Raw genomic sequence first — 23943 nt, 5'->3', positions numbered from 1 at the left:
ATGCCCTGGACCCAAGACCAGATGGCCGCGCGCGCGGCGCAGGAACTGGAAGACGGTTTCTACGTGAACCTCGGCATCGGCATTCCCACGCTGGTGGCCAACCACACCGGCGACAAGGAAGTGTGGCTGCAGTCCGAGAACGGCATGCTGGGCATCGGCCCGTTCCCGACCGAGGACGCGGTGGACGCCGACCTCATCAACGCCGGCAAGCAGACCGTGACCACCATTCCCGGGTCGTCCATCTTCGGCAGCGACCAGTCGTTCGCCATGATCCGCGGCGGCAAGATCAACCTCTCGATCCTGGGCGCCATGCAGGTCAGCGAGAAGGGCGACCTGGCCAACTGGATGATCCCGGGCAAGATGGTCAAGGGCATGGGCGGCGCCATGGACCTCGTGGCCGGCGTCAAGCGCGTGATCGTGCTCATGGAACACGTGGCCCGGAAGAAGGACGGGACCGAGGACCTGAAGATCCTGCCGGCCTGCACGCTGCCCCTGACGGGCGTGGGCGTCGTCGATCGCATCATCACCGACCTGGCCGTCCTGGACGTGACGCCCGGGGGTCTGAAGGTCGTGGAACTGGCGCCGGGCGTGGACTTCGATGCACTGCAGGCGAAGACCGGCGTGAAGCTGCTGCCCGCCTGAGCGGCATGGCCTGCCCGCCGGGGAGAGGGGGTGGGCCTGGCCTTTGACGCTGCCGTGGGGCCTTCGCAACGGCCCGAGGTCGGGATCTGTTCCGACAGCCCGCGGAGTGGGAAAATGGTTAAATGTGACCACAAGTAACCGACGGGCTGCCATTTTGCCCCGACAATGTGATAAACGTGCCGGATCGCGTAGCCCGGCCACGCACCTGACCCGCTTCATCAAAGGATCCGCCATGCTGTCCACCCCTTCCGCCGCCCAGCACCGCTCGGGAGCCCAAACCGCCACTCCGCCCGCGGAGTACCTGACGTTCCGCCTGGGCCAGGAGGAATACGGCATCGACATCCTGCGCGTGCAGGAAATCCGCTCCTATGAGCAACCGACGCGCATGGCGCATGCGCCGGAGTTCATCAAGGGCGTGATCGACCTGCGCGGCGTGATCGTTCCCATCGTGGACCTGCGCCTGAAGCTCAACTGCGCGCAGGCCGAGTACACCGACTTCACGGTCGTCATCATCCTGAACGTCGGCGGAACGGTCCTCGGGGCGGTGGTGGACGCGGTGGCGGACGTGGTGGAGCTCTCCGCCGAGGCCATCCGTCCCGCCCCTCAGTTCCAGGGGCAGGTGGACTCCGCCTTCGTCACCGGCATCGCCACGCTGGGCGAGCGCATGCTGATCGTCATGGACATCGAGTCGCTGCTGAGCAGCTCCGAGATGGGCCTCGTGCGCTCCGTCGCAGCGAACTGATTCCCCTGCACGCCCGCACATCCCGGAAGGGATGCGCGGGCATCATCATTCGACGACGATGCCGGCGCGGTGGGCCAGCGCCCGGTAGCGTCCGATTTCCGTTTCCATCTGTTGCCGGAACCCGGCGGCACCGATCGAAACCGGCTCCATTCCCTGGCTGCGCAGCTGGGTCCGCAGGCCCGGCTCCGCGAGCACCGCCTGGATCTCGCTGGCGAGCCGCGCCAGCACCGGCTGCGGCGTGCGCGCCGGTGCAGACCACGCATACCAGCCATCGAAGACCGCATCCGGCCAGGGCGTCTCGGTCATGGCCACGACGTCGGGCAGCAGGCTGGCCCTGCCCGGGCCCACGATGGCCAGCGCGCGCAGCTTGCCGGAGCGCACATGGGGCGCCACCGCGGCCACCGTGTCGATTCCCAGTTCGATCTCTCCGCCGATCACCGCCACCGTCGTCTGGCTGCTGCCCCGGTACGGTACGTCCTGCAGCTTCGTGCCCGTCGCCAGGGCGAAAAGCTCGCCGGCCAGGTGCGGCGCCGATCCCGGGCCGAAGGTCGCATAGCGGATGCTGCCGGGCCGGTTTCGCGCATCCCGCACCAGGTCGGCCACGGAGCGCCAGGGCTGGCGCGCGGCCACCACCAGCACCAGGGGCGTGCGGGCCACGATCATCACCGGTTCCAGGTCGCGCAACGGATCGTAGGGCAGGCGGCTGCGCAGCGCCGGATTGACCGTGTAGGTGCTCGATCCCGACAGCAGCAGCGTGTAGCCGTCGGGCGCGGCCTTGGCCACGGCATCCGCACCGATCGCGGTGGCCGCGCCGGGGCGGTTGTCCACGACCACCGGCTGCCCGAGGCGTTCGCCCAGGCGCTGGCTGATCGCGCGCGCCACCAGATCAGTGCCGCCGCCCGGCGGGAAGGGCACCACGACCCGCACGGTCCGCGCCGGCCACGCCTCCTGCGCGAGCGCCGCGCCCGGGCGGCCCGATGCGCAAAGGGCCGTGCCGAGCACGCCGATGGAGAACATGCGGCGGTCCACGCCGAGGGAAGATGGCCGGGGGTGGGAAGAAGGCATCATGGTGCGACAGGGGCTGTCCGGAAGCCGGAGGGAAGGGGAAAAGAAAGGCTCAGGCCGGCACCGCGGCAGGCCTGCGGGCCGTCCAGGGAGGCGGCATGCCGCCGGCCGTCTCGCCCAGGTCCCAGTAGAGGCCGGCCATGATGCCCAATCCTTCGCGCGCCACCGGGGCGAGCAGGTGCTCGTTGGGGGCATGCTGCGCGCAGGCCGGATAGGAGTGCGGCACCCACAGCGTCGGCAGCCCCAGCAGATCGGCGAACACGTCATTGGGCAGCGATCCCGCCAGGTTCGGAAGAATGTCGGGGGCCTGGCCGGCGGTGCGCTCGATCGAGGCGCGGGCCCAGTCCACCCAGGGATGGTCCGGGTCGAGGCGGGTTGCCGCCCCGGCCAGCGTGATGGACACCTCCACATCGGGAAAGCCCTGCGCGTCGAGGTGGCCGCGCACGATGGATTCCAGCGCCTGCCACGGCGTGCCCACCACGAAGCGCAGCTGGCAATGCGCCACCGCCTCGCCCGGTATGGCATTCACCGGGCGCTGCGGCTGCCCGGCGCCGAAGGCCAGCACTTCCAGCGTGTTCCAGCCCATGAGGCGCTCCGCAGGCGAGAGTCCCGGCTCGCCCCAGCCCGGAGACAGGGCGGGATCGTGCGCCCCGCCGCCGATAGCGATCGATGCCAGGGCCTGGCGCACGGCCGGCGTGACCGGAGGCGGGCGCAAGCCGTCGATCGTGATGCGGCCGCGCGCGTCCACCAGCGAGGCCACGGCGTGGCACAGTCGCGTGGCGGGGTTCGCCAGCACGCCGCCCCAGTTGCCTGAGTGGTAAGCCCGCGGGCGCTCGTGCAGGCGCAGCGTGAAATTGATGGCTCCGCGCGATCCCATGAACAGAGTGGGGCGTCCGGCATTCACCCGCGGGCCGTCGCTCGCCAGGAAGAGGTCGGCGCGCAGCGCTTCCCGGTGGGCGGCGCAGACGGCGTGCAGGCCGGGCGAGGCGGCCTCCTCGCCCATCTCGATGAGCCAGGTCGCGTTGTAGCCGAGGCGTCCGCCGCGGGCCTGCAGCACCGCCTCCATGGCGCCCAGGTTGATGGTGTGCTGGCCCTTGTTGTCCGCGGTGCCGCGCCCGTAGAGGCGGTCGCCGCGTGCGCGCAGCACCCAGGGCTCCAGGCCCTCGTCCCAATGGGCGTCCTGTCCGCTGGTCACGTCGCCATGGCCATAGGCCAGCACGGTGGGCAGGGCGGGATCCTCCACGCGCCGCGCGATCAGGAACGGGCCGGCGGCGGGCTGCGGGTTCGGCACCACCGAGGTCTCGAAGCCCATCGCGGCCAGGCGGGGCACGAGCTCCTCGCGCAGATAGGCCTCCAGCGACGGAGATGCCTGGCCCGTATCGCTCTCGGTGCGCAGCGCCACCCGGCGCTGCAGATCGGCGAAGAAGCGGCCGCCGTCGAAATAGGCGTGGGCCAGCGCAATGGCGTCGGATCGGTGCATGGTCTGGGGGCTCCGGCAAAGGGTGCCCGCAAGTAAACCCCCGTCCACTGATTGCCGGAAGTGCCGTTTTTACAGCAGGGCATTGCCTTTTTGGCAATCCAGGCCGAACATGGACCGATGGCAGCTCCTTCCCTTCACAGCACTTCCATCCGCTATTTCCTGGAGGTGGCCGGCAGCGGCTCGGTCCAGTTGGCCGCGTCGCGGCTTTTCGTGGCGCCCTCGGCGGTCAGCCGGCAGATCGCCAAGCTGGAAGACATGCTCGGTGCATCGCTCTTCGAGCGCCAGCCCCGCGGCATGGCGCTGACGGCGGCAGGACAGCGGCTCGCTGCCCACCTGCGCCATGCCGTGCTGGACGCGGAACACGTGATCGACCAGGTGCGGCAGCTCGGTCGCGAAACGTCGGCGCGCGTGCGCCTGTGCTGCACCGAAGGTTTCGCCGCCGATTTCATGCCGGCCTTCATGCAGGACTATTGGCACGCCCAGCCCGGCAGCCGGGTGGAACTGCAGGTCGGCGATCCCGGATCGGTCACGCAGTGGCTGCTGCGGGGCGAGGCGGACATCGGCCTCAAATACGCCGTGGCGCCGGAGCCCGGCCTGCAGGTGGAACATTCCTCGCGCGCGCCCGTCCTGGCCGTGATGGCCACGGGCCACCCCCTGGCGTCCCAGGACCGCGTGGCGCTGGCCGAGGTGGTGAAATACCCGCTGCTCGTGGGCAGCGCGGGCGTCACCGCGCGGCAGCTTTTCGACCTCGCCTGCAACGCGCAAGGCCTGCGCTACCACGCGGAGTTCGTGAGCAATTTTTCATCGGTGATGCTGCCGTTGCTGCGCAGTCCGCAGATTTTGCTGTCCGGCCCGCTCAGTGTCGCGCACCGGGTGAGGGCGGGCGCGGTGGTGGCCCGGCCCTTCGCGGGCGCGACCGTCCTGCACCAGCGCCGGCTGCAGGTGCTTTCGCTCGAAGGCCGCACATTGCCCACACCCCTTCGCGCCTGTCTCGATGCCCTCCGGGGCGCCATCGAAAACGCCGGCGCGCTGCCCTGAGGCCGCGGGACCGTCCCGCCGTCAGCCGCCCGAGCCGGTGGGGCCTGCGTCCCGGCACCGAGGACTGTCCGCGGACCGGAACGGGCTGTGCGCCTCCAGTTCCTGCAGATAGCCCTGCACGCCCCGGCCTTCGCGGTGCAGGAAATCCTCCACCGCCGCCGCGAACCCGGGATGCGCCAGCCAGTGCGCGCTGGAGGTCGCCACCGGCATCAGCGCCCGGGCCATCTTGTGCTCGCCTTGCGCGCCCCCCTCGAAGCGGTCGGCGCCGTGCGCGATGCACCAGGCCAGCGGCTGGTAGTAGCAGGCCTCGAAATGCAGGCAGTCCACGCGCTCCATCGCGCCCCAGTAGCGCCCATACGCCACCAGCCCGCCGTGCGGACCCGCATCCTCGCCCAGCGCGACCAGGCTGCAGGCGATCGGCTCGCCACCGCGCTCCGCCACGAAGAGCAGCCAGGCCTCGGGCATCTCGCGCTCCATCCGGTGGAAGAAGTCGCGCGTGAGATACGGCGGGTTGCCGTGTTCCCAATACGTGCGCTCGTAGCAGCGGTAGAAGAAATCCCAGTCCTGCGGGCCGATGCCTCTGCCGCGTGCCCAGCGGAAGGTCACGCCGGCGTCCGCCACACGGCGGCGTTCCTGGCGGATCTTCTTGCGCTTGTCCTGCGAGAGCGTCGCGAGGAATGCGTCGAACGTGGCGAAGGCCGCGCCCGTGGCCGGATCGGCATTGCGCCAGTGGAACTGCACCGTCTGCCGCAGCATCAGCCCCGCCGCGCGGGCGGCCTCCACGTCCTGCGGCGCGGCGAACAGCAGGTGCAGCGACGACATGCCCGCTTCCTCGCACCACTGCACCAGCGCCCGGACGAGTACCTCGCGCGCGGCGTCGTCCATCGCCAGCAGCCGTGCACCGGGCACCGGGGTGAACGGTACCGCGACCACCGCCTTGGGGTAGTACTCCACGCCATGCCGGGCGTAGGCGTGGGCCCAGGCATGGTCGAACACGTACTCGCCGTAGGAATGGGGCTTGGCGTACAGCACGCACGCGCCCACCAGCACGCCCGACCGGCGCAGGGTGCAGAACACGGGCGACCAGCCGGATTCCGGCACGGCGCTGCCGCTGGCATGCAGTGCGGCCAGGTAGGCGTGCCGCATGAACGGCGTCGGCGCGGCCTGGGCCTCGAGCAGGGCGTCCCACTCCCGGGCATTCACGTCCCCGGGCGAGCCATGGCATTGGAGGGTGTATTCGCCGGGGGAGGGCGGAAGATCGTCAGAGGCACTCACGAAGCGGTCCGAAGGTGAAAGCAGGGAAGGGCGGGGCCCGCCGCGGGAAAGCGGCCTGTCCATGATGGCGCAAAAGCAGTCTCCCCGTCCGCCGTGGAGATGCCCGATCCACTGCCCAAAAATACGGCACTGCAATAAATCTGTAATCTTCACAAGGGTTTACCCGCGTCCTACAGGGCAAGCCACGGCTTATCCACAGAGTTGTCCAGCGTACGCGGGGATAACGTGACGCGCCGTGCGTGGCGGACACGGATGACATAATCTCCCGAGTCCTTTCCCGCAGCCTTTCCATGCCATTCGTCATCAGCATCGCGCAATTCAACTTCATCGTCGGCGATGTCGAAGGCAATGCCCGAAAGATCATCTCCGCCGCCCATGAGGCCCACGCCCAGGGTGCCGCGCTGCTGCTCACTCCCGAACTGGCCCTGTGCGGCTATGCCGCCGAGGATCTCTTCCTGCGCCCCGCGTTCCTCGATGCCTGCGACCGGGCGCTGCAGGACATCGCGCAGGCCACGGCGGCATGCGGCGACCTGGCGGTGGTGGTCGGCCACCCGTGGCGCAGCGTGGCCGGTGGCGCCGAGCGGTGCCACAACGCCGCCAGCGTGCTGCGTGGCGGGCGCGTCGAGCAGACCTACGCCAAGCAGGAACTGCCCAACTACGCCGTGTTCGACGAGCAGCGGTATTTCGACCCGGGCACGCAACCCTGCGTGTTCGACGTGCAGGGCGTGCGCGTCGGGCTGCTGATCTGCGAGGACGCCTGGTTTCCCGGGCCGGCGGCCCGCGCGGCGCAGGCGGGCGCCCAGTTGCTCGCGACGCTGAACGCCTCGCCCTTCCACCTGGGCAAGAGCGCCGAGCGCGAGCAGATCATGCGCGAACGTGTTGCGGAAACGGGGCTGCCCCTGGTCTATGCCCACCTGGTGGGCGGGCAGGACGAGGTGGTCTTCGAAGGCCGCTCGTTCGCGCTGGATGCCACCGGCTTCGTCGGCGTCCGCGCGCCGGGCTTCGCCGAAGCGCTGGTGCGGGTCGTGGCGCGTGCCGAAGACGGCGTGCTCCGGTTCGAGCCCGACGTGGCGCCCATTCCCGCGCCCGAGGCCGATCTCTGGAGCGCACTGGTGCTGGGCGTGCGCGACTACGTGGGCAAGAACGGATTCCCGGGCGTGCTGCTGGGCCTGTCCGGCGGCATCGATTCGGCGCTGGTGCTCGCCATCGCGGTGGACGCGCTCGGCCCCGACAAGGTGCGCGCGGTGATGATGCCTTCGCCCTATACGGCCGACATCAGCTGGATCGATGCGCGCGACATGGCCGAGCGGCTCGGCGTGCGCTATGACGAGATCGCCATCGCCCCGCAGTTCGAGGCCTTCAAGGCCGCGCTCGCATCCGAGTTCGCCGGGCGTGCGGAAGACGCCACCGAGGAAAACCTGCAGGCGCGCATCCGCGGCACGCTGCTCATGGCGCTGTCCAACAAGTTCGGCTCGGTCGTGCTCACCACCGGCAACAAGAGCGAAATGGCCACGGGCTATTGCACGCTCTACGGCGACATGGCCGGCGGCTTCGCGGTCATCAAGGACGTGGCCAAGACGACCGTCTATGGACTGGCGCGGTGGCGCAATGCGCACGACCCCTTCGGCACCGGCGCCTCGCCCATTCCCGAACGCATCATCACCCGCCCGCCGAGCGCGGAGCTGCGGCCGGACCAGAAGGACCAGGACAGCCTGCCGCCCTACGACGTGCTGGACGCCATCGTCGGGCGCTACATGGAAAACGACGAACCCATCGAGTCCATCATCGCCGCGGGTTACGCGCGCGCGGACGTCGAGCGCGTCACCCGTCTCATCCAGGTCAACGAGTACAAGCGCCGGCAATCCCCCGTCGGCATCCGCGTCACCCGCCGCAGCTTCGGCAAGGACTGGCGCTACCCGATCACCAACCGTTTCCGGGCCTGACGGCCCGTGAGCATCCGTCCGCGGCGCAGCGGCGGCCCCCAGGGCCCGCAGCGTCCGCCGGCATCACGTTTCGAGGAGTTCCCGCCATGAAAATGATTACCGCCGTCATCAAGCCCTTCAAGCTCGAAGAGGTCCGCGAGGCGCTGGCCGAATGCGGCGTCACCGGCCTGACCGTGACGGAGGTCAAGGGTTTCGGCCGGCAGAAAGGTCACACCGAGCTCTATCGCGGTGCCGAGTACGTGGTGGACTTCCTGCCCAAGGTGAAGGTGGAGGTCGTGGTCAGGAACGAGGACGTGGACCGCTGCGTGGATGCGATCGTCACCGCGGCGCGCACCGGCAAGATCGGCGACGGCAAGATCTTCGTGACGGAGGTCGAGCGGGTGGTGCGCATCCGGACGGGCGACCTCGACGACGCGGCCGTCTGAGACGGCAGCACCATCCGGCACAGGCCGACGGCCGCCCTGCCTGCCGTCAGATCACCGTGCGCAGCGGCACGGAGTCCTGGCGGGTGCCGGCGGCCTCCACCAGCGCGCGCAGCAGGGCATCGGGATCGGAGTCCACCGACAGCAGCCCCATCTGCCAGTCGCTCATCAGGCCGCTGCGCACGCTGTGCCGCAGGAAGTCGAGCAGCCCGCCGTAGTAGCCGTCCACGTCGAGCAGGCCCAGCGGCTTGTCGTGGTAGCCGAGCTGGCGCCACGTCCAGACCTCGAAAAGCTCCTCGAACGTGCCTATGCCCCCGGGCAGGGCGATGAAGGCGTCGCAGCGCTCGGCCATCATGGCCTTGCGCTCGTGCATGGTCTGCACGACGTGCAGCTCGTCGCAGGCTTGGTTGGCCAGTTCCTTGTCCACCAGGGCCTGCGGGATGATGCCCACGACCCGCCCGCCGGCCCGGCGCGTGGCCTCGGCCACCGCGCCCATCAGCCCGCTGCGGCCACCTCCGTACACCAGTTGGCCGCCATGGCGCCCGATCCATTCCCCCACGGCGATGGCCGCATCGGTGAAGGCCGGGTTCTCGCCGGGGCGCGAGCCGAGATAGACACAGATCGAAAAAGCGGGGTCGGTCATCCGTAAAACCTCTGGAACAATGCCGCGGCCCATACCGCGGCACAGTAGATCAGGCTCAGCAGCACGGCGGCGCTGCCCATGTCCTTGGCGCGCTTGGACAGCGCATGCCATTCTGGCCCGATGCGGTCGATCGCGGCCTCGACGGCGGAATTCAGCAACTCCGTGATCAGCACGAGCACCACGCTGCTGCACAGCAGCGCAGCCTCCACCCAGCTGCGCGCGATCCAGAAGGCCAGCGGGAGCAGGATGCACGCCAGTATGGCCTCGAGCCGGAAAGCCTTTTCGGACCAGCCGGCCTGCAGGCCGTGGCAGGAGTGGATTCCCGCGTGCCAGATGCGGCCCAGGCCGCGCCGGGCCTTGTGGGGATTGTCGAAAATCGGTGCGGTCATAGGGAAGGATCGGGCAGTTTCGCCGTGGGCCGTGACAGTGCGTGCGGGGGCGGGGCCTGCCGGGCGGAGCGGGCAGCCTGCCGGCCGGGGCATGCGCCGTCAGGCCTGCACCAGCCGGGTGCCGGCCCAGGCATCGTGCCAGAACTGGCGCTGGGGGTGGAAGCGGCTGAGGAGCGCCCAGACGAGCACCCAGCCCAGGGTGATGACGGTGATCTCGCCCGCACCCAGGCCCAGCGGGCCGACGATGGCGAGCGGGGGCAGGAACCACAGCCAGCTCAGCACGTAGCGCCAGAGCGCACGCGCCTGTGTCACCGGGGCGCCGTGGCGGTCCCGCAGCCGGATGTGCCAGGTCTTCATGGCCAGCGTCTGGCCCTTGGCCCAGAACCACGTGAAATAGATGCCGAAGACCACGAACAGGAATCCCATGCGCAGCGCCCGGAGATCCAGCGCGTGGCGTGACTGGCTCAGCGAATCGAACAGATAGCCGGAGATGAAAACGACCCCGAACATCAGGATGCCTTCGTACACCCAGCAGGCCATGCGCCTGCGCAGCGAAGGGGTGCGCAGCGGGATGGACGGGGCAGGGGGGGCGTGGGGCGGCGCTTCGGGAGAGGGGGCTTCGAGGTCGCGGGGCGTGGTGGAGGGCATCCCGGGATTATTGCGGCGCATACTGCGACTCGCTGTCCTTGGATTCCTGGGAGGACGGCGACGCCGCAGGCGCGGAGGGCTCGGAAGCCGAGGACAGGGGCGGCAACGGCCCGGCCACTGCACTGGGCACCACCACGGGCTGGGTCTCGACCACCGCTGCGGAGGCCGGAAGCACCGTCGCGGGCGCCACGATCACGGGCAGTGCCTGCATGGGGTGGGAGGCCGGCGGCGCGGGGATCTTGGGGGCGTTCGCCCGGTTCACCGCGGCGGCCGCGGCCGGCACCCGGGCCAGCTTGCGCGGGGAGATCGGACGTATCGCGGTGGCGGCTCCCGTCGGCCGGGGCGCGGCGCGGGCAGCCAGTTGCCTGCGCTCTTCCTCGCTCAGGGCCAGGTAGGCCTCCCACTGGGCGCGCTTGTCGTCGACCGACAGCTTGTTCGTCAGCGCGTAGTTCAGCCTCGCCTGGCTGCGCTGCTGGCCGCTGAGGCTGGCCCAGTCGGTGATGCGGGCCTGCAGTTTCTGCTGCTCATGCGCGGACAGGTGGGGAAACGACGCCGCCAGTGTCAGCCAGTGGCGTTTCTGCGCCTCGCTCATGGTGGCCCAGCGGTCCCCCAGCGGGGCCAGGGCATGCTTCTGCGCGGCCGTAAGCTCGCTCCAGGAGGGGCCCGTGCCCGCGCCGTCCGGATCGGGGGCGGCGAACCGGGTTTCGGGGCCCCGGGCGGTGTGCTTGCTGGCGAGCGCCTCGGCCGGTACCGGCGCGCTGGGCGCCATTCCCGCCTGTTTCCATGCCTGCCAGCCCAGGACGGACAATGCGCCCAGCAATGCGAAAGCCAGCACGGCGGCTGGCATCAATCGGGGAGCGGCGAGCGAAGCTATGGGCATGCAGGGAAAGCGGGGTCAGCGGTTCGGGGCCTGTGCGGTGGTCTTGAGGTACTGCAGGAAGCCCGGGTCGGCGTAGGCAGAGGGCGGAAGGTCGTCGGTGAGCAGGGCCGCATCGACTTCCGCGACCTCGTTCATGCCTTTTTCTTCCTGGGCGACATTGATGACCACGAGGCCGACCGCCAATGCCGTCAGGGGGATGACGGAGGCCAGCGCGCGCCACCAGGTGCGGCCTTCGCCCCCTCCGCCCAGGATGGCGCTTGCCTTGTTGCCGAACACCGCTGCCGCGCCCGCGGCCTGCCGGACGGGAACCGATGCCACCCGCTTGCGGCGGGAAACGGCCTGCACGCGGGCCGCCCGAAGGCGCTCCGAGATGTCGTAGGGCATGTCCGCCGTGCCCTCCGACAGGCGCGCGGTGACGCGGTGGGCGAATCGCTCCGCGCCGGCTTCCTGGACGGAAAGGGATTGGGAAGTGGAGTTCATAGTTCGATTCCTCGTGCCTTCAGTGCCTTGCTGAGGGTCTGGATGGCGCGGAAACAATGGGTCTTGACGCTGCCTTCCGAGCAGCCCATGGCCGCGGCTGTTTCCGCAACATCCATCTCTTCCCAGTAACGCATCAGAAAAGCCTCCCGTTGACGGGCGGGCAACTCCTGTATCTCGGATTCGATGTCCCGGAAGACCTGGGCGCGGCGGACGAGATCTTCCGCGCTCTGCGATGTCTGCGTGTCCTCGGGACCCGAATAGGCTTCCAGCAGATCGAAGTCGTCGCCATTGTCTCCCGGTCCCTCGAAGTCGCTCATGTTCGAAAAGAGCGCGTTGCGGGTCTTCTGGCGGCGGAACCAGTCCAGCGTGCAGTTGGACAGGATGCGCTGGAACAGCATCGGCAGCTCCGACGGCGGCTTGTCCCCGTAGTGCTCGGCCAGCTTGAGCATGCTGTCCTGGACGATGTCCAAAGCCGCTTCCTCATTGCGCACATGGTAGAGCGAGCGCTTGAAGGCTCGCTTTTCCACGCTTTTGAGAAAGTCGGACAGTTCCTGTTCGGTCGCCAAGAGAGGTCGGGGCCCGGGAAGGGCAGGGAAGGAGGGCCGCCTGGCACGCAACGCGACGGCGGGTGTTCGGCGCGCATTATCGCATCGGCGTGATGTTTTTTGGACCGAGCGCGCCGCCGGGCAGGTCGGCGGTGCCATAATCCGGTCTGCAATTCAAAAAGGCAAACGGGTCCCGGTCCGGCGCATCCATCATTTCGCCCATGTCCGAGGCCTCAAGTTCCACGCTGGTTCCACAAGAACCCTGCAAGGAGCACCCTAGGTTTTTCGTCAGAGAAATTCACAAAGGTTGATCATGGAAATCTCCAGGGCCGAGCTCTCTTCGGCATCCACCGCCGCGCAGGCGGGCGGAACCCACGCCACCGGCACCTCCGCTGCTCCCCAGGACCTCATGGGGGCCGAGATCCTCATCAAGGCATTGCAGGCCGAAGGCGTGCAGTACATGTGGGGCTACCCGGGCGGGGCGGTGCTCTACATCTACGACGCCCTCTACAAGCAGGACACCATCCAGCACGTGCTGGTACGGCACGAGCAGGCGGCCGTGCACGCGGCGGACGGCTATGCGCGCGCCACGGGCGACGTGGGCGTGGCGCTGGTGACCTCCGGCCCGGGCCTCACCAACGCGGTGACCGGCATCGCGACGGCCTACATGGATTCGATTCCCATGGTCATCATCTCCGGCCAGGTGCCCACGCCGGCGATCGGCCTGGATGCCTTCCAGGAATGCGACACCGTGGGCATCACGCGGCCCATCGTCAAGCACAACTTCCTGGTCAAGGACACGCGCGACCTGGCTGAGACCCTGAAGAAGGCCTTCCACATCGCCCGCACCGGCCGTCCCGGTCCCGTGGTGGTGGACATCCCGAAGGATGTGTCTTTCAAGAAGGTTCCCTACCACGGCTATCCGCAGAGCGTGGAAATGCGCTCGTACAACCCGGTCCGCCGCGGGCATGGCGGACAGATCCGCAAGGCGCTGCAACTGCTGCTGTCCGCCAAGCGCCCCTACATCTATACCGGCGGCGGCGTGCTGCTGGGCAACGCCACGCAGGAGCTGCGCACGCTGGTGGACATGCTGGGCTATCCGGTCACCAACACGCTCATGGGGCTGGGCGCCTATCCGGCGAGTTCGCCCAAGTTCCTGGGCATGCTGGGCATGCACGGCACGATCGAGGCCAACAACGCCATGCAGAACTGCGACGTGCTGCTGGCCGTGGGCGCGCGCTTCGACGACCGCGTGATCGGCAACCCCAGGCACTTCGCGCAGAACGACCGCAAGATCATCCACGTGGACATCGACCCGTCGAGCATCTCCAAGCGCGTGAAGGTGGACGTGCCGATCGTGGGCGACGTCAAGGACGTGCTCACCGAGCTGATCTCGATGATCCGCGAATCCACGGTGCGGCCCGATGCTGGCGCGCTGGCGTCCTGGTGGGACACGATCGAAGGCTGGCGCCGCCGCGACTGCCTCAAGTACGACCGGGGCAACCAGGAGGTCATCAAGCCGCAGTTCGTGGTCGAGACCCTCTGGAACATGACCCGGGACGCGGACACCTACATCACGTCCGACGTCGGCCAGCACCAGATGTGGGCCGCCCAGTATTACCGCTTCGACGAGCCGCGCCGCTGGATCAATTCCGGCGGGCTGGGCACGATGGGCGTGGGCATCCCCTATGCCATGGGCATCAAGCTGGCGAAGCCGCAGAGCGAGGTGTTCTGCATCACGGGCGAAGGCTCGGTGCAGATGAACATCCAGGAACTCTCGACCTGCCTGCAGTACAACACGCCGATCAAGATCTGCTCGCTCAACAACCGCTACCTCGGCATGGTGCGGCAGTGGCAGGAGATCGAGTATTCCGGCCGCTACAGCCACAGCTACATGGATGCGCTGCCGAACTTCGTGAAGCTCGCCGAGGCCTACGGTCACGTCGGCATGCTCATCGAGCGCCCGCAGGACGTGGAGCCCGCGCTGCGCGAGGCCCGCAGGCTCAAGGACCGGACCGTCTTCCTCGACTTCCGCACCGATCCCACGGAGAACGTGTTCCCGATGGTGCAGGCCGGCAAGGGCATCACGGAAATGCTGCTCGGCTCGGAGGATCTCTGAGCCTTTGAGCGCCGCAGGGGCCGGCTCCCGCCCTGTCGCGCCGTCCTCGCGGGCGGCGCCTTTCGACGAATCTATTGTCTGCCGAGCCTGGGGCTTACCGGTCCCAGGGGAGGGCAGCGAAAAGAGGAATCTCCAGTCATGAAACACATCATTGCCGTTCTGCTCGAGAACGAGCCGGGCGCCCTGTCGCGCGTGGTGGGATTGTTCTCCGCCCGGGGCTACAACATCGAATCCCTCACGGTGGCTCCCACCGAGGATGCGTCCCTCTCGCGGATGACCATCCAGACCACGGGCTCCGACGACGTGATCGAACAGATCACCAAGCACCTCAACCGCCTGATCGAAGTCGTGAAGGTGGTGGACCTGACCGAGGGCTCCTACACGGAGCGCGAACTCATGATGGTCAAGGTCCGGGCCGTGGGCAAGGAGCGCGAGGAGATGAAGCGCATGGCCGACATCTTCCGCGGCCGCATCATCGACGTCACCGAGAAGAGCTACACCGTGGAGCTGACCGGCGACCAGTCCAAGAACGATGCCTTCCTGCAGGCCATCGACCGCACCGCCATCCTCGAAACCGTGCGCACCGGCGCCTGCGGCATCGGGCGCGGCGAGCGCATCCTCCGCGTCTAGCCACGCATCCCTCATACATCTTTTCTTCACCGATTCAACCTGGAGCCAACAACATGAAAGTTTTCTACGACAAGGACTGTGACCTGAGCCTGATCAAGGGCAAGACCGTGGCCATCATCGGCTACGGCTCGCAGGGCCATGCCCACGCACAGAACCTGAACGACAGCGGCGTGAAGGTCGTGGTCGGCCTGCGCAAGGGCGGTGCGTCCTGGGACAAGGTCGGCAAGGCCGGCCTGACGGTGCTCGAAGTGAACGAGGCCGTGAAGTCCGCCGATGTCGTCATGATCCTGCTGCCCGACGAGCAGATCGCCGAGGTGTACAAGAACAACGTCGAGCCGAACATCAAGCAGGGCGCTTCCCTGGCGTTCGCGCACGGCTTCAACGTGCACTACAACCAGGTGGTGCCCCGCGCCGACCTGGACGTGTGGATGGTGGCCCCGAAGGCCCCGGGCCACACGGTGCGCTCCACCTACAGCCAGGGCGGCGGCGTACCCCACCTGGTGGCCGTGCACCAGGACAAGTCCGGCAAGGCCCGCGACCTGGCCCTGTCCTACGCCATGGCCAACGGTGGCGGCAAGGCCGGCATCATCGAGACCAACTTCAAGGAAGAGACCGAGACCGATCTGTTCGGCGAGCAGGCCGTGCTGTGCGGCGGCGCGGTCGAGCTGATCAAGATGGGCTTCGAGACGCTCGTGGAAGCCGGCTATGCCCCCGAAATGGCCTACTTCGAATGCCTGCACGAGCTCAAGCTCATCGTGGACCTGATCTACGAAGGCGGCATCGCCAACATGAACTATTCCATCTCGAACAACGCCGAGTTCGGCGAGTACGTGACGGGCCCCGAGGTCATCAACGAGCAGTCGCGCGCGGCCATGCGCAATGCGCTCAAGCGCATCCAGAACGGCGACTACGCGAAGATGTTCATCCAGGAAGGCCGCCTGAACTACCCGAGCATGACGGCCCGCCGCCGCAACACGGCCGACCACAAGATCGAGGTCGTGGGTGCGCAACTGCGCGCGATGATGCCCTGGATCGCCAAGAACAAGCTCGTGGACCAGAGCCGCAACTGATCTTTGTCCGCCGTGGCGCGCCACGCGGTCCTGCAAGGCCACCCGCCCGGGTGGCCTTTCTTTCTTTTCGGGGGCCGGTTCGGAGCGTTCTACACTCCACGGTTTCATTCGCCCCAGCCACTTATCCCATGTCCATGAATCCACTGGTTGAATGCACTGCCGCAGCAGCGGGCCGGAGGGCCGTCTGATGCACGATGGCAAGGAAGCGGCGGGCACCCCGGGCGTGATGACGCGCAAGCGCCGCAAGGGCATCTACATCCTGCCCAATCTCTTCACGCTGGCGGCGCTGTTCGGCGGCTTCTACGCCATCGTGATGGCCATGAACGGCCGTTTCGACCTCGCGGCGGTCGGCGTGTTCTGCGCGATGGTGCTCGACAGCCTCGACGGCCGCGTGGCCCGCATGACCAACACCCAGAGCGCCTTCGGCGAGCAGATGGATTCGCTGTCCGACATGGTGTCGTTCGGCGCGGCCCCCGCGCTGATCGCCTACGAATGGGCGCTCAAGGGCCTCGGGCGCTGGGGCTGGATCGCCGCCTTCGTCTATTGCGCATGCGCGGCGCTGCGGCTCGCCCGCTTCAACGTCAACACCGGCGTGGTGGACAAGCGGTACTTCCAGGGGCTGCCGTCCCCGGCGGCCGCGGCCCTGGTGGCGGGCTTCATCTGGCTGATGACGGAGCTGGGCGTGCAGCGCGGCGTGGATGCCTGGGTGGCCTGGATCCACATCTGCTGGCTGATGTTCGCCGTGACCCTGTATGCGGGCCTCACCATGGTGACCAACGTGCCGTTCTACAGCTTCAAGGACATCCAGATGAAGCGCAGCGTGCCGTTCGCCACCATCGTGCTGATCGCGCTGGGCATCGCGGTGGTGAACATCCATCCACCCACGGTGCTCTTCGGCGTGTTCGTGCTCTACGGGTTGAGCGGCTACGGCGTCTATGCCTGGCGCAAGGCCAAGGGCCAGCACAGCAGCGTCATCAGCATCTCCACGGACGAGCCGGACGAGCGCGGCCTGCACAAGTGACGCGGGCACGGCGCCTGCCGGGCTTGTGCTACATTGCCCGTGGAGTGCCCACCTTCCCGCGGCAAGGCACCGCAAGGCATACCGACGAAGGCCCGCATGCACATGGCAGCGGGCCTTTTTCTTGCGGGCCCTCGCGCCCTGCGGGGCGGGGCGCCGGCCCACCAACGACAAGGAGCACACGATGTCCGACAAACTCATCATCTTCGACACCACCCTGCGCGACGGCGAGCAGTCTCCCGGCGCCTCGATGACCCGCGACGAGAAGCTGCGCATCGCCCGCCAGCTCGAGCGCCTCAGGGTGGACGTGATCGAGGCCGGCTTCGCCGCCAGCTCGAACGGGGATTTCGAGGCCGTGCAGGCGATCGCCCAGGCCATCAAGGATTCGACGGTGTGCTCGCTGTCCCGCGCGAACGACCGCGACATCGCCCGCGCGGCGGAGGCGCTCAAGGACGCGCAGCGCGCGCGCATCCACACCTTCATCGCCACCAGCCCGCTGCACATGGAAAAGAAGCTTCGCATGACGCCGGAGCAGGTGCTGGAGCAGGCGAAGCAGTCCGTGCGTTTCGCGCGCAATCTCGTGGCCGACATCGAATTCAGCCCGGAAGACGGCTACCGCAGCGAGCCCGACTTCCTCTGCCGCGTGCTGGAGGCCGTGATCGCCGAGGGGGCCACGACGATCAACGTGCCGGACACGGTGGGCTATGCCATTCCCGAGCTCTACGGCAATTTCATCAGGAACCTGCGCGAGCGCATCCCCAACAGCGACAAGGCCGTTTGGTCGGTGCATTGCCACAACGACCTCGGCATGGCGGTGGCCAACTCCCTGGCCGGCGTGAAGATCGGCGGCGCCCGTCAGGTCGAATGCACCATCAATGGCCTGGGCGAGCGGGCGGGCAACTGCTCGCTGGAGGAGATCGTCATGGCCGTGAAGACGCGGCGCGACTACTTCGGCCTGGAACTGGGCATCGATACGCAGCACATCGTGGCCGCCAGCCGCATGGTGAGCCAGACCACGGGCTTCGTCGTGCAGCCGAACAAGGCCGTGGTGGGCGCCAACGCCTTCGCCCATGCCAGCGGCATCCACCAGGACGGCGTGCTCAAGGCCCGCGATACCTACGAGATCATGCGCGCGGAGGACGTGGGCTGGACCGCCAACAAGATCGTGCTGGGCAAGCTGAGCGGGCGCAACGCCTTCAAGCAGCGGCTGCAGGACCTCGGCGTGCAGCTGGAGAGCGAGGCGGACGTGAACGCCGCTTTCCTGCGCTTCAAGGAACTCGCGGACCGCAAGAGCGAGATCTTCGACGAGGACATCCTCGCGCTGGTCAGCGGCGACGCCACGGCCGGCGCCGGCGAGCGCTACGGCTTCGTGTCCCTGTCGCAGCGCAGCGAGACCGGCGAGCGGCCCCATGCCGCGGTGGTCTTCACCGTGGACGGCAAGGAGGTGCATGGCGCATCGGAAGGCAACGGCCCGGTCGATGCATCGCTCAAGGCCATCGAGTCGCATGTGCACAGCGGCGCCGAGATGGTGCTGTATTCAGTGAACGCGATCAGCGGCTCCACGGAGAGCCAGGGCGAGGTGACCGTGCGCCTGCAGGACAGCGGGCGGGTCGTCAACGGGGTGGGGGCGGACCCGGACATCGTCGTCGCGTCAGCCAAAGCCTACCTGAGCGCGTTGAACAAATTGCAAAGCAAAGCCGAGCGCGTGGCTGCGCAAGGCTGAAACTGGAATTTATAATTCAGCCACTTCATTGAGAAGGTCGCGCAAGATGTTGATCTTGCGCGACTTTTTTTGCTCACATACACTGTCACACAATTTTGCCGCTTGGAGCATCTGATGCAAGAACGCTGCCGCATCGTCCCCCGGCTCATCCATGCGCTGGCCTTTTGCGCATTGAGCCTCGCACTGGCCGTTCCCGGAGCGCACGCGGCCGAGCGCAAGAAAGCGGGAGCGAAGAAGCCGGCCGCCACGGCCACCGCCAAGCAGCAGCGCACGGCGTCGCGGTCCACCAAAGCCGTGCCCCGCAGGGCCGTGACGCGGGTCAAGGCCACGCGCTCCGTTTCCGGAAGCGCCCGGCTGGCCCCCCGCGTGGCGGCCGTGGTGCCGGAGCGCCAGTCCTTCGGCCAGGTCGCCGGCCTGCACTCGGTGACCGACCCCCTCGACCTGAAGTCCAGCGTGGCGCTGGTGATCGACCAGGACACGCAGGAGGTGCTGCTCAGCAAGAACGACCATGCGGTGCTGCCCATCGCTTCGCTCACCAAGCTCATGACGGGCCTGCTGATCTCCGAAGCCAAGCTGCCCATGGATGAGCCGATCACCATCACCCAGGACGACGTCGATACCGAGAAGTTCAGCAGCTCCCGCCTGGCCGTGGGCACCACGCTCACGCGCGGAGAAATGCTGCACCTGGCCCTCATGTCCAGCGAAAACCGTGCCGCCCATGCCCTGGGCCGCACGTTTCCCGGCGGCCTGGAGGCCTTCGTGGCCCGCATGAATGCCAAGGCCCGCCTGATCGGCATGACCGAAACGCGCTATGTGGAGCCCACGGGGCTGTCCAGCCACAACCAGTCGAGCGCGCGCGATCTCGCCACGCTGGTGAACGTCGCCCATGCCGATCCGCTGCTGCGTGAACTCACCACGTCGCCGGGCTACGAGGTGGCGGTGGGCCGCCGCACGCTGCACTTCAACAACACCAACCGCCTGGTGAAGAACCCCGCGTGGGACATCGGCCTGCAGAAGACGGGCTACATCTCCGAGGCGGGCCGCTGCCTCGTGATGCAGGCCCATATCGCGGGCCGCAAGCTCATCATGGTGTTCCTGGACTCCGCCGGCAAGTTCAGCCGCCTGGGCGACGCCGAGCGCGTCCGCCACTGGGTGGAGAAGCTGCCGGCGCTCGGCTCCGCCAGCACGCTGCACGCCTCGGGCGCCACGGCGAGCGCGAAGCTGGACTGACCCCCGCGGGATTCCGCCTTGCACGGCGGGAAACTCCCGGCATCCCCAGGCCATGCGCTCACCGGCGCATGGCCTTTGTCATCGAGGCTCTACCGGTGCGACGAGCCGGCGGCCTTCCGGGCCCGGTCGCGGTCATAGCCCAGTGCCGCGGAGATCTCGTCCGCGGTGGCCTGCAGCTTGGGCAGCCAGTTCTCGTCCAGGCGGTCGGCCGGGGCGGAAATGGACAGGCCGGCGACGAGCTGGCCCTGGTCGTCGAACACGCCGGCCGCCATGCAGCGCACGCCCAGTTCCAGTTCCTCGTTGTCGCGGGCGATGCCGTACTGCCGGGCCTGGCCCAGTTCACGCTCCAGCTGGGGCAACTGGGTGATGCTGTTGCGCGTGTGGCCTGCCAGCCCGGTGCGCACGGCATAGGCGCGCACGCGCTGCGGATCGTCCACAGCCAGGAACAGCTTGCCGGTGGATGTCAGGTGCAGGGGCGCGCGGCCGCCTATGGCGCGGACCACCTGCATGCCGGAGCGCTCGCTGTAGGCCCGCTCGACATAGACGATCTCGTCGCCCTGGCGCATGCTGAGGTTGACAGGCTGCTGGGTCAGCTTGTGCAGGCTGCGCATGGGCAGGAGCGCGGCGTCCCGCACGTTCAACCGGGCCTTGACGAGGTTGCCCAGTTCCAGGAGCCGCATGCCGAGCCGGTAGCTGCCCGATTCGGGCCGGTCCACGAAGCGGCCGAGGGACAGGTCGTTGAGGATGCGGTGCGCGGTGGAGGGATGCAGCCCCGTCTTCTCGCTGATTTCCTTCAGGGGAATGGCTTCTTCCCGCGAGGCGAGCACGTCGATGAGGGTGAACATGCGCTCCAGCACCTGGACACTGGGTTTGGAGGAGGCGCCTGCGTCGTCTTTTTTCATGGTTCTCGGCCAAGGCAATGTCCGGGAATTTTATCCTATGAAATTCAGCCGCGGCGCGGAAGCTCAGGTGCCGCGCTGCCACTCGCCGTGCACCCGCAGTTCGTGCGGGTGGAAGCGCGACTTGTAGTTCATCTTGGCGCTCTCGGCGATCCAGTAGCCCAGATAGACGTGTGCCAGGCCGAGCGTGCGGGCCTGCTCGATCTGCCAGAGCACGTTGAAGGTGCCGTAGCTGCAGTCCGGATCGGGGTCGTAGAAGGTATAGACGGCCGAAAGGCCGTCGTCCAGCACGTCGAGGATGGACACCATGCGCAGCGTGCCGGTTTCGCCGTCGGGCGCCGGATCGCGGAATTCGACGAGGCGCGAATTCACCCGGCTCTGCAGCAGGAACTGCGTGTACTGGTCGATGCTGTCGTGGTCCATGCCGCCGCCGGAATGGCGGGCGCGCTGGTAGTGGAGATAGAGCTGGTAGTGCTCCGGCTCGTAGCACAGTCGCAGCACGCGGGTCTGCAGGATGCTGTGCTGTTTCCAGGCCCGGCGCTGGCTGCGGTCGGGCCGGAACTCGCCCGCCAGTACGCGCAGCGGGGTGCAGGCCTGGCAGCCGTCGCAATAGGGGCGGTAGGTGAACATGCCGCTGCGGCGGAATCCGCGCGCCACCAGGTCGGAATACACGTCGCTCTGGATCAGGTGGCTGGGCGTGGCGACCTGGGACCGGGCCTGCCGGTCCGGCAGGTAGCTGCACGGGTAGGGGGCCGTCGCGTAGAACTGCAGGGTCTGCAGCGGAAGGTCGTTGAGTTGCGTCATTGCGGGCCGGGCGAAGGGGGCAGCAATGCGTCCCAGTATAAGGATTCGAAGCGCCAGGTGATCGGTGCCAGGGCGGTGGCGGCTTGCACGTTGCGCAGGAAGCGCTCGCGCGGGATTTCCCGGGCGCCCAGCGAGGCGAGGTGGGCGGTGTTCTGCTGGCAGTCGATCCATTCCGCCCCGTGGCGGCGGCACAGGCAGACGAGCGCCGCCAGGGCGATCTTGGAGGCATCGGTGGCATGGGCGAACATGGACTCGCCGAAGACCGCCCGGCCGATGCCGATGCAGTAGAGGCCGCCCACCAGCCGGCCGTCCTGCCAGGTCTCGATGCTGTGGGCATGGCCCGCGCGGTGGAACTCCTCGTAGGCGGCGATCATGTCCGGCACGATCCAGGTGCCGTGCTGGCCGCCGCGCGGCGTTTGCGCGCAGGCGCGGATCACGTCCGGGAAGCTGTGGTCCACGCGGATCTCGCAGCCGGGAGACGTGCGGAAGCGCTGCAGGGTGCGCCGCAGCGACCGGTGCAGGCGGAACGATTCCACCGCGAGGACCATGCGCGGGTCCGGGCTCCACCAGAGGATGGGCTGCCCCGCGCTGAACCACGGGAAGATGCCCTGGGCATAGGCCTGGCGCAGGTGCGCCGTATCGAGCGCCCCGCCGGCCGCGAGCAGGCCGGGGGCAGGATCCTCCGGCCCCCATGCGTGTTCGGCGGGCGGGAAGGGGTCGTCGGGTTCGAGCCAGGCGAGCGGGGCGGGCGAGGGCATGGCGTGCAGATGGGCGGCGGGATGCTGGAGTGCCATTGTGCGCTCCAGCGCCAGGTCGCGCCGCGTACTGCCGATGCCGGGGAGGCCGTTGGCACGGAAAATAAAAAGGCCACCCCTGGGGGTGGCCTTTGATGTGGCTCCTCGACCTGGGCTCGAACCAGGGACCTACGGATTAACAGTCCGGCGCTCTACCGACTGAGCTATCGAGGAATGACTTTTCGAATGTAAGCGGGCCTTGTCCGGTTGCAGTGCCCGCTGCAAAAACTTCTTGGCTCCTCGACCTGGGCTCGAACCAGGGACCTACGGATTAACAGTCCGGCGCTCTACCGACTGAGCTATCGAGGAACAAGACTTAGATTATATACACAAAAAACGGCCAGATCGGGAAACTCGCATGTCCACGACAAAAGAGTTCACTCGGGGCGGCACCAGAGCCAGACCAGCACGCCGGCCATGCAAGCCGATGCGCCGATGGCCACCCACCGCGGCGCGGAGCTGACCACGAGCACGGCGCCGCAAAGCGCCATCATGGCCGTGGCGCTCCATTTCGCGCGGCGGCTGACGCGGCCGCCATCGGCCCAGTTGCGCAGCATGGAGCCGAAGAGCGGATGCCGCCACAGCCAGGCATGCAGCCGCGGCGAACTGCGCGCGGCCGCCCAGCCGGCCATGAGGACGAAAACCGTGGTGGGCAGGCCGGGCACGAAGATGCCGACGATGCCCAGGCCCAGGCTGAACGCCGCGAACGCCAGCAGCAGCCAGCGCACCGGCGCCGGCAGCGGCGCATGCGCGGGAGGCGGGGGCAGGGGATCCGTCGGCGGTGCGGGCATGGGGCGATTGTGCCTGCCGATGGGCAGGGGCGATATGCTGCGCGTCCCCCCCGACCGGCGGCGATCCGCGCCGCCGCCCACTTCGCGAGCTTTCTACATGGCCATCCACGACATCCTCAAGATGGGCGACGAGCGTCTTCTGCGCACCGCCCGGCCCGTCGCCGAATTCGGCACGCCTTCGCTGCTGCAACTGGTGCAGGACATGCGGGACACCATGCGCGCGGTGAACGGCGCGGGCCTCGCCGCGCCGCAGATCGGGGTGGACCTGCAGGTGGTGATCTTCGGATCGGAGGAGCGCAATCCGCGCTACCCCGACCGGCCGCTGGTGCCGCCCACGGTGCTGGTGAACCCGCGGATCACGCCGCTGGGCGGCGAGGAGGAGGAAGACTGGGAGGGGTGCCTGTCCGTGCCGGGGCTGCGGGGCGTGGTGCCGCGCTGGTCACGCATCCACTACAGGGGCTTCGACGAGCACGGCGCGCCGATCGACCGCACGGTGGAAGGCTTCCATGCCCGGGTGGTGCAGCACGAGTGCGACCACCTAGTGGGCAAGCTGTACCCGATGCGCATCCGCGACTTCTCGCGCTTCGGCTATGCGGACGTGCTGTTCCCGGACATCGCGGAGCACGAGGACGACTGACGCGCTGGGTCGCCTCCCCGGCTGCCGGGCGGTGGC

General features: G+C 68.1%; 26 protein-coding genes and 2 tRNA genes. 12 read left to right on the top strand and 16 right to left on the bottom strand.

The genetic code is table 11. The features are described 5' to 3' along the window. Positions 1–642 carry a 3-oxoacid CoA-transferase subunit B gene (locus BLR99_RS09050; RefSeq protein WP_011796200.1) on the top strand — a complete coding sequence of 214 codons (642 nt, stop codon included), beginning with the start codon at positions 1–3 and terminating at the stop codon, positions 640–642. A 232-nt stretch (positions 643–874) separates the two neighbouring features. After that, complete coding sequence (locus tag BLR99_RS09045) at positions 875–1384, top strand: chemotaxis protein CheW (protein ID WP_011796199.1); 510 nt, start codon at positions 875–877, stop codon at positions 1382–1384. Between the two features lie 45 nt (positions 1385–1429). Here the strand turns inward: BLR99_RS09045 and BLR99_RS09040 are convergent, their stop codons facing one another. Next, positions 1430–2452 (bottom strand): Bug family tripartite tricarboxylate transporter substrate binding protein, encoded by a 1023-nt coding sequence (locus BLR99_RS09040; protein WP_011796198.1) that lies wholly within the window; start codon positions 2450–2452, stop codon positions 1430–1432. Positions 2453–2501: 49 nt separating this feature from the next. Continuing rightward, complete coding sequence (locus BLR99_RS09035) at positions 2502–3929, bottom strand: M20 family metallopeptidase (RefSeq protein WP_011796197.1); 1428 nt, start codon at positions 3927–3929, stop codon at positions 2502–2504. Between the two features lie 117 nt (positions 3930–4046). Between BLR99_RS09035 and BLR99_RS09030 the strand changes: the two genes are divergently transcribed. After that, on the top strand, positions 4047–4967 hold the full coding sequence (locus BLR99_RS09030; protein ID WP_017438569.1) for a LysR family transcriptional regulator: 921 nt from the start codon (positions 4047–4049) through the stop codon (positions 4965–4967). A 21-nt stretch (positions 4968–4988) separates the two neighbouring features. Here the strand turns inward: BLR99_RS09030 and BLR99_RS09025 are convergent, their stop codons facing one another. Beyond that, complete coding sequence (locus BLR99_RS09025) at positions 4989–6242, bottom strand: GNAT family N-acetyltransferase (RefSeq protein WP_041827508.1); 1254 nt, start codon at positions 6240–6242, stop codon at positions 4989–4991. 290 nt (positions 6243–6532) lie between these two features. Between BLR99_RS09025 and BLR99_RS09020 the strand changes: the two genes are divergently transcribed. Both BLR99_RS09020 and BLR99_RS09015 read left to right on the top strand, forming a co-directional pair. After that, positions 6533–8185 carry an NAD+ synthase gene (locus BLR99_RS09020; RefSeq protein ID WP_011796194.1) on the top strand — a complete coding sequence of 551 codons (1653 nt, stop codon included), beginning with the start codon at positions 6533–6535 and terminating at the stop codon, positions 8183–8185. Positions 8186–8271: 86 nt separating this feature from the next. Continuing rightward, entirely contained in the window at positions 8272–8610 is a 339-nt protein-coding gene (locus BLR99_RS09015; RefSeq protein ID WP_011796193.1) for a P-II family nitrogen regulator, read from the top strand. 46 nt (positions 8611–8656) lie between these two features. On the opposite strand, the gene BLR99_RS09010 is transcribed toward BLR99_RS09015, so the two are convergent. The 7 genes from BLR99_RS09010 to BLR99_RS23080 form a co-directional block, all read right to left on the bottom strand. Beyond that, positions 8657–9250 carry an LOG family protein gene (locus BLR99_RS09010; protein WP_017438568.1) on the bottom strand — a complete coding sequence of 198 codons (594 nt, stop codon included), beginning with the start codon at positions 9248–9250 and terminating at the stop codon, positions 8657–8659. Then, positions 9247–9639 carry a diacylglycerol kinase gene (locus BLR99_RS09005; RefSeq protein WP_017438567.1) on the bottom strand — a complete coding sequence of 131 codons (393 nt, stop codon included), beginning with the start codon at positions 9637–9639 and terminating at the stop codon, positions 9247–9249. The genes BLR99_RS09010 and BLR99_RS09005 overlap by 4 nt, the downstream gene beginning before the upstream one ends. A gap of 99 nt (positions 9640–9738) precedes the next feature. Next, complete coding sequence (locus BLR99_RS09000; RefSeq protein ID WP_041828063.1) at positions 9739–10179, bottom strand: RDD family protein; 441 nt, start codon at positions 10177–10179, stop codon at positions 9739–9741. Positions 10180–10294: 115 nt separating this feature from the next. Next, complete coding sequence (locus BLR99_RS08995) at positions 10295–11167, bottom strand: DUF3106 domain-containing protein (RefSeq protein ID WP_011796189.1); 873 nt, start codon at positions 11165–11167, stop codon at positions 10295–10297. A 15-nt stretch (positions 11168–11182) separates the two neighbouring features. Beyond that, complete coding sequence (locus BLR99_RS08990) at positions 11183–11647, bottom strand: DUF3619 family protein (protein ID WP_074687077.1); 465 nt, start codon at positions 11645–11647, stop codon at positions 11183–11185. Beyond that, a complete protein-coding gene (locus BLR99_RS08985; RefSeq protein ID WP_011796187.1) occupies positions 11644–12213 on the bottom strand; it encodes an RNA polymerase sigma factor in 570 nt (189 codons plus the stop codon). Before BLR99_RS08985 ends, BLR99_RS08990 begins: the two co-directional genes overlap by 4 nt. A gap of 76 nt (positions 12214–12289) precedes the next feature. Next, a complete protein-coding gene (locus tag BLR99_RS23080) occupies positions 12290–12436 on the bottom strand; it encodes a hypothetical protein (protein WP_157050036.1) in 147 nt (48 codons plus the stop codon). Between the two features lie 69 nt (positions 12437–12505). Here BLR99_RS23080 and BLR99_RS08980 point away from each other — a divergent pair, with 69 nt between their 5' ends. From BLR99_RS08980 to BLR99_RS08955, 6 genes are all read left to right on the top strand, one after another. Next, a complete protein-coding gene (locus BLR99_RS08980) occupies positions 12506–14311 on the top strand; it encodes an acetolactate synthase 3 catalytic subunit (RefSeq protein ID WP_011796186.1) in 1806 nt (601 codons plus the stop codon). A gap of 138 nt (positions 14312–14449) precedes the next feature. Next, positions 14450–14941, top strand: a complete 492-nt coding sequence (gene ilvN, locus BLR99_RS08975; protein ID WP_011796185.1) for an acetolactate synthase small subunit — start codon at positions 14450–14452, stop codon at positions 14939–14941. A gap of 53 nt (positions 14942–14994) precedes the next feature. Next, positions 14995–16011, top strand: a complete 1017-nt coding sequence (gene ilvC / locus BLR99_RS08970) for a ketol-acid reductoisomerase (protein ID WP_011796184.1) — start codon at positions 14995–14997, stop codon at positions 16009–16011. Between the two features lie 187 nt (positions 16012–16198). Next, positions 16199–17032: a CDP-diacylglycerol--serine O-phosphatidyltransferase gene (pssA, locus tag BLR99_RS08965; protein WP_011796183.1), complete on the top strand. Its 834-nt coding sequence runs from the start codon at positions 16199–16201 to the stop codon at positions 17030–17032. Between the two features lie 181 nt (positions 17033–17213). Beyond that, entirely contained in the window at positions 17214–18752 is a 1539-nt protein-coding gene (locus BLR99_RS08960; RefSeq protein ID WP_011796182.1) for a 2-isopropylmalate synthase, read from the top strand. Between the two features lie 114 nt (positions 18753–18866). Further along, positions 18867–19982, top strand: coding sequence for a serine hydrolase (locus tag BLR99_RS08955; RefSeq protein WP_011796181.1), 1116 nt, complete (start codon positions 18867–18869; stop codon positions 19980–19982). A gap of 89 nt (positions 19983–20071) precedes the next feature. Here the strand turns inward: BLR99_RS08955 and BLR99_RS08950 are convergent, their stop codons facing one another. From BLR99_RS08950 to BLR99_RS08925, 6 genes are all read right to left on the bottom strand, one after another. Then, the gene (locus tag BLR99_RS08950) at positions 20072–20884 is read right to left on the bottom strand and encodes an IclR family transcriptional regulator (RefSeq protein ID WP_011796180.1); all 813 of its coding nucleotides are present in this window, start codon (positions 20882–20884) and stop codon (positions 20072–20074) included. Between the two features lie 63 nt (positions 20885–20947). Further along, positions 20948–21685 (bottom strand): arginyltransferase, encoded by a 738-nt coding sequence (locus tag BLR99_RS08945; protein WP_011796179.1) that lies wholly within the window; start codon positions 21683–21685, stop codon positions 20948–20950. After that, positions 21682–22443 carry a leucyl/phenylalanyl-tRNA--protein transferase gene (aat, locus tag BLR99_RS08940; RefSeq protein WP_011796178.1) on the bottom strand — a complete coding sequence of 254 codons (762 nt, stop codon included), beginning with the start codon at positions 22441–22443 and terminating at the stop codon, positions 21682–21684. Before aat ends, BLR99_RS08945 begins: the two co-directional genes overlap by 4 nt. Positions 22444–22577: 134 nt before the next feature. Beyond that, positions 22578–22653 (bottom strand) — tRNA-Asn (locus BLR99_RS08935). 59 nt (positions 22654–22712) lie between these two features. After that, positions 22713–22788: transfer RNA gene (locus tag BLR99_RS08930), tRNA-Asn, on the bottom strand. 68 nt (positions 22789–22856) lie between these two features. After that, positions 22857–23270 (bottom strand): YbaN family protein, encoded by a 414-nt coding sequence (locus BLR99_RS08925; RefSeq protein ID WP_011796177.1) that lies wholly within the window; start codon positions 23268–23270, stop codon positions 22857–22859. Positions 23271–23367: 97 nt separating this feature from the next. On the opposite strand from BLR99_RS08925, the gene def reads away from it, so the two are divergent. Continuing rightward, positions 23368–23907: a peptide deformylase gene (gene def, locus BLR99_RS08920; protein ID WP_017439980.1), complete on the top strand. Its 540-nt coding sequence runs from the start codon at positions 23368–23370 to the stop codon at positions 23905–23907. Positions 23908–23943 lie beyond the last annotated feature (36 nt).

Origin of the sequence: Paracidovorax citrulli, assembly GCF_900100305.1 — a bacterium.
GTDB lineage: Bacteria > Pseudomonadota > Gammaproteobacteria > Burkholderiales > Burkholderiaceae_C > Paracidovorax > Paracidovorax citrulli.
The sequence above is the reverse complement of the archived record's forward strand: the minus strand, read 5'-3'. Positions and strand labels throughout refer to the sequence as shown.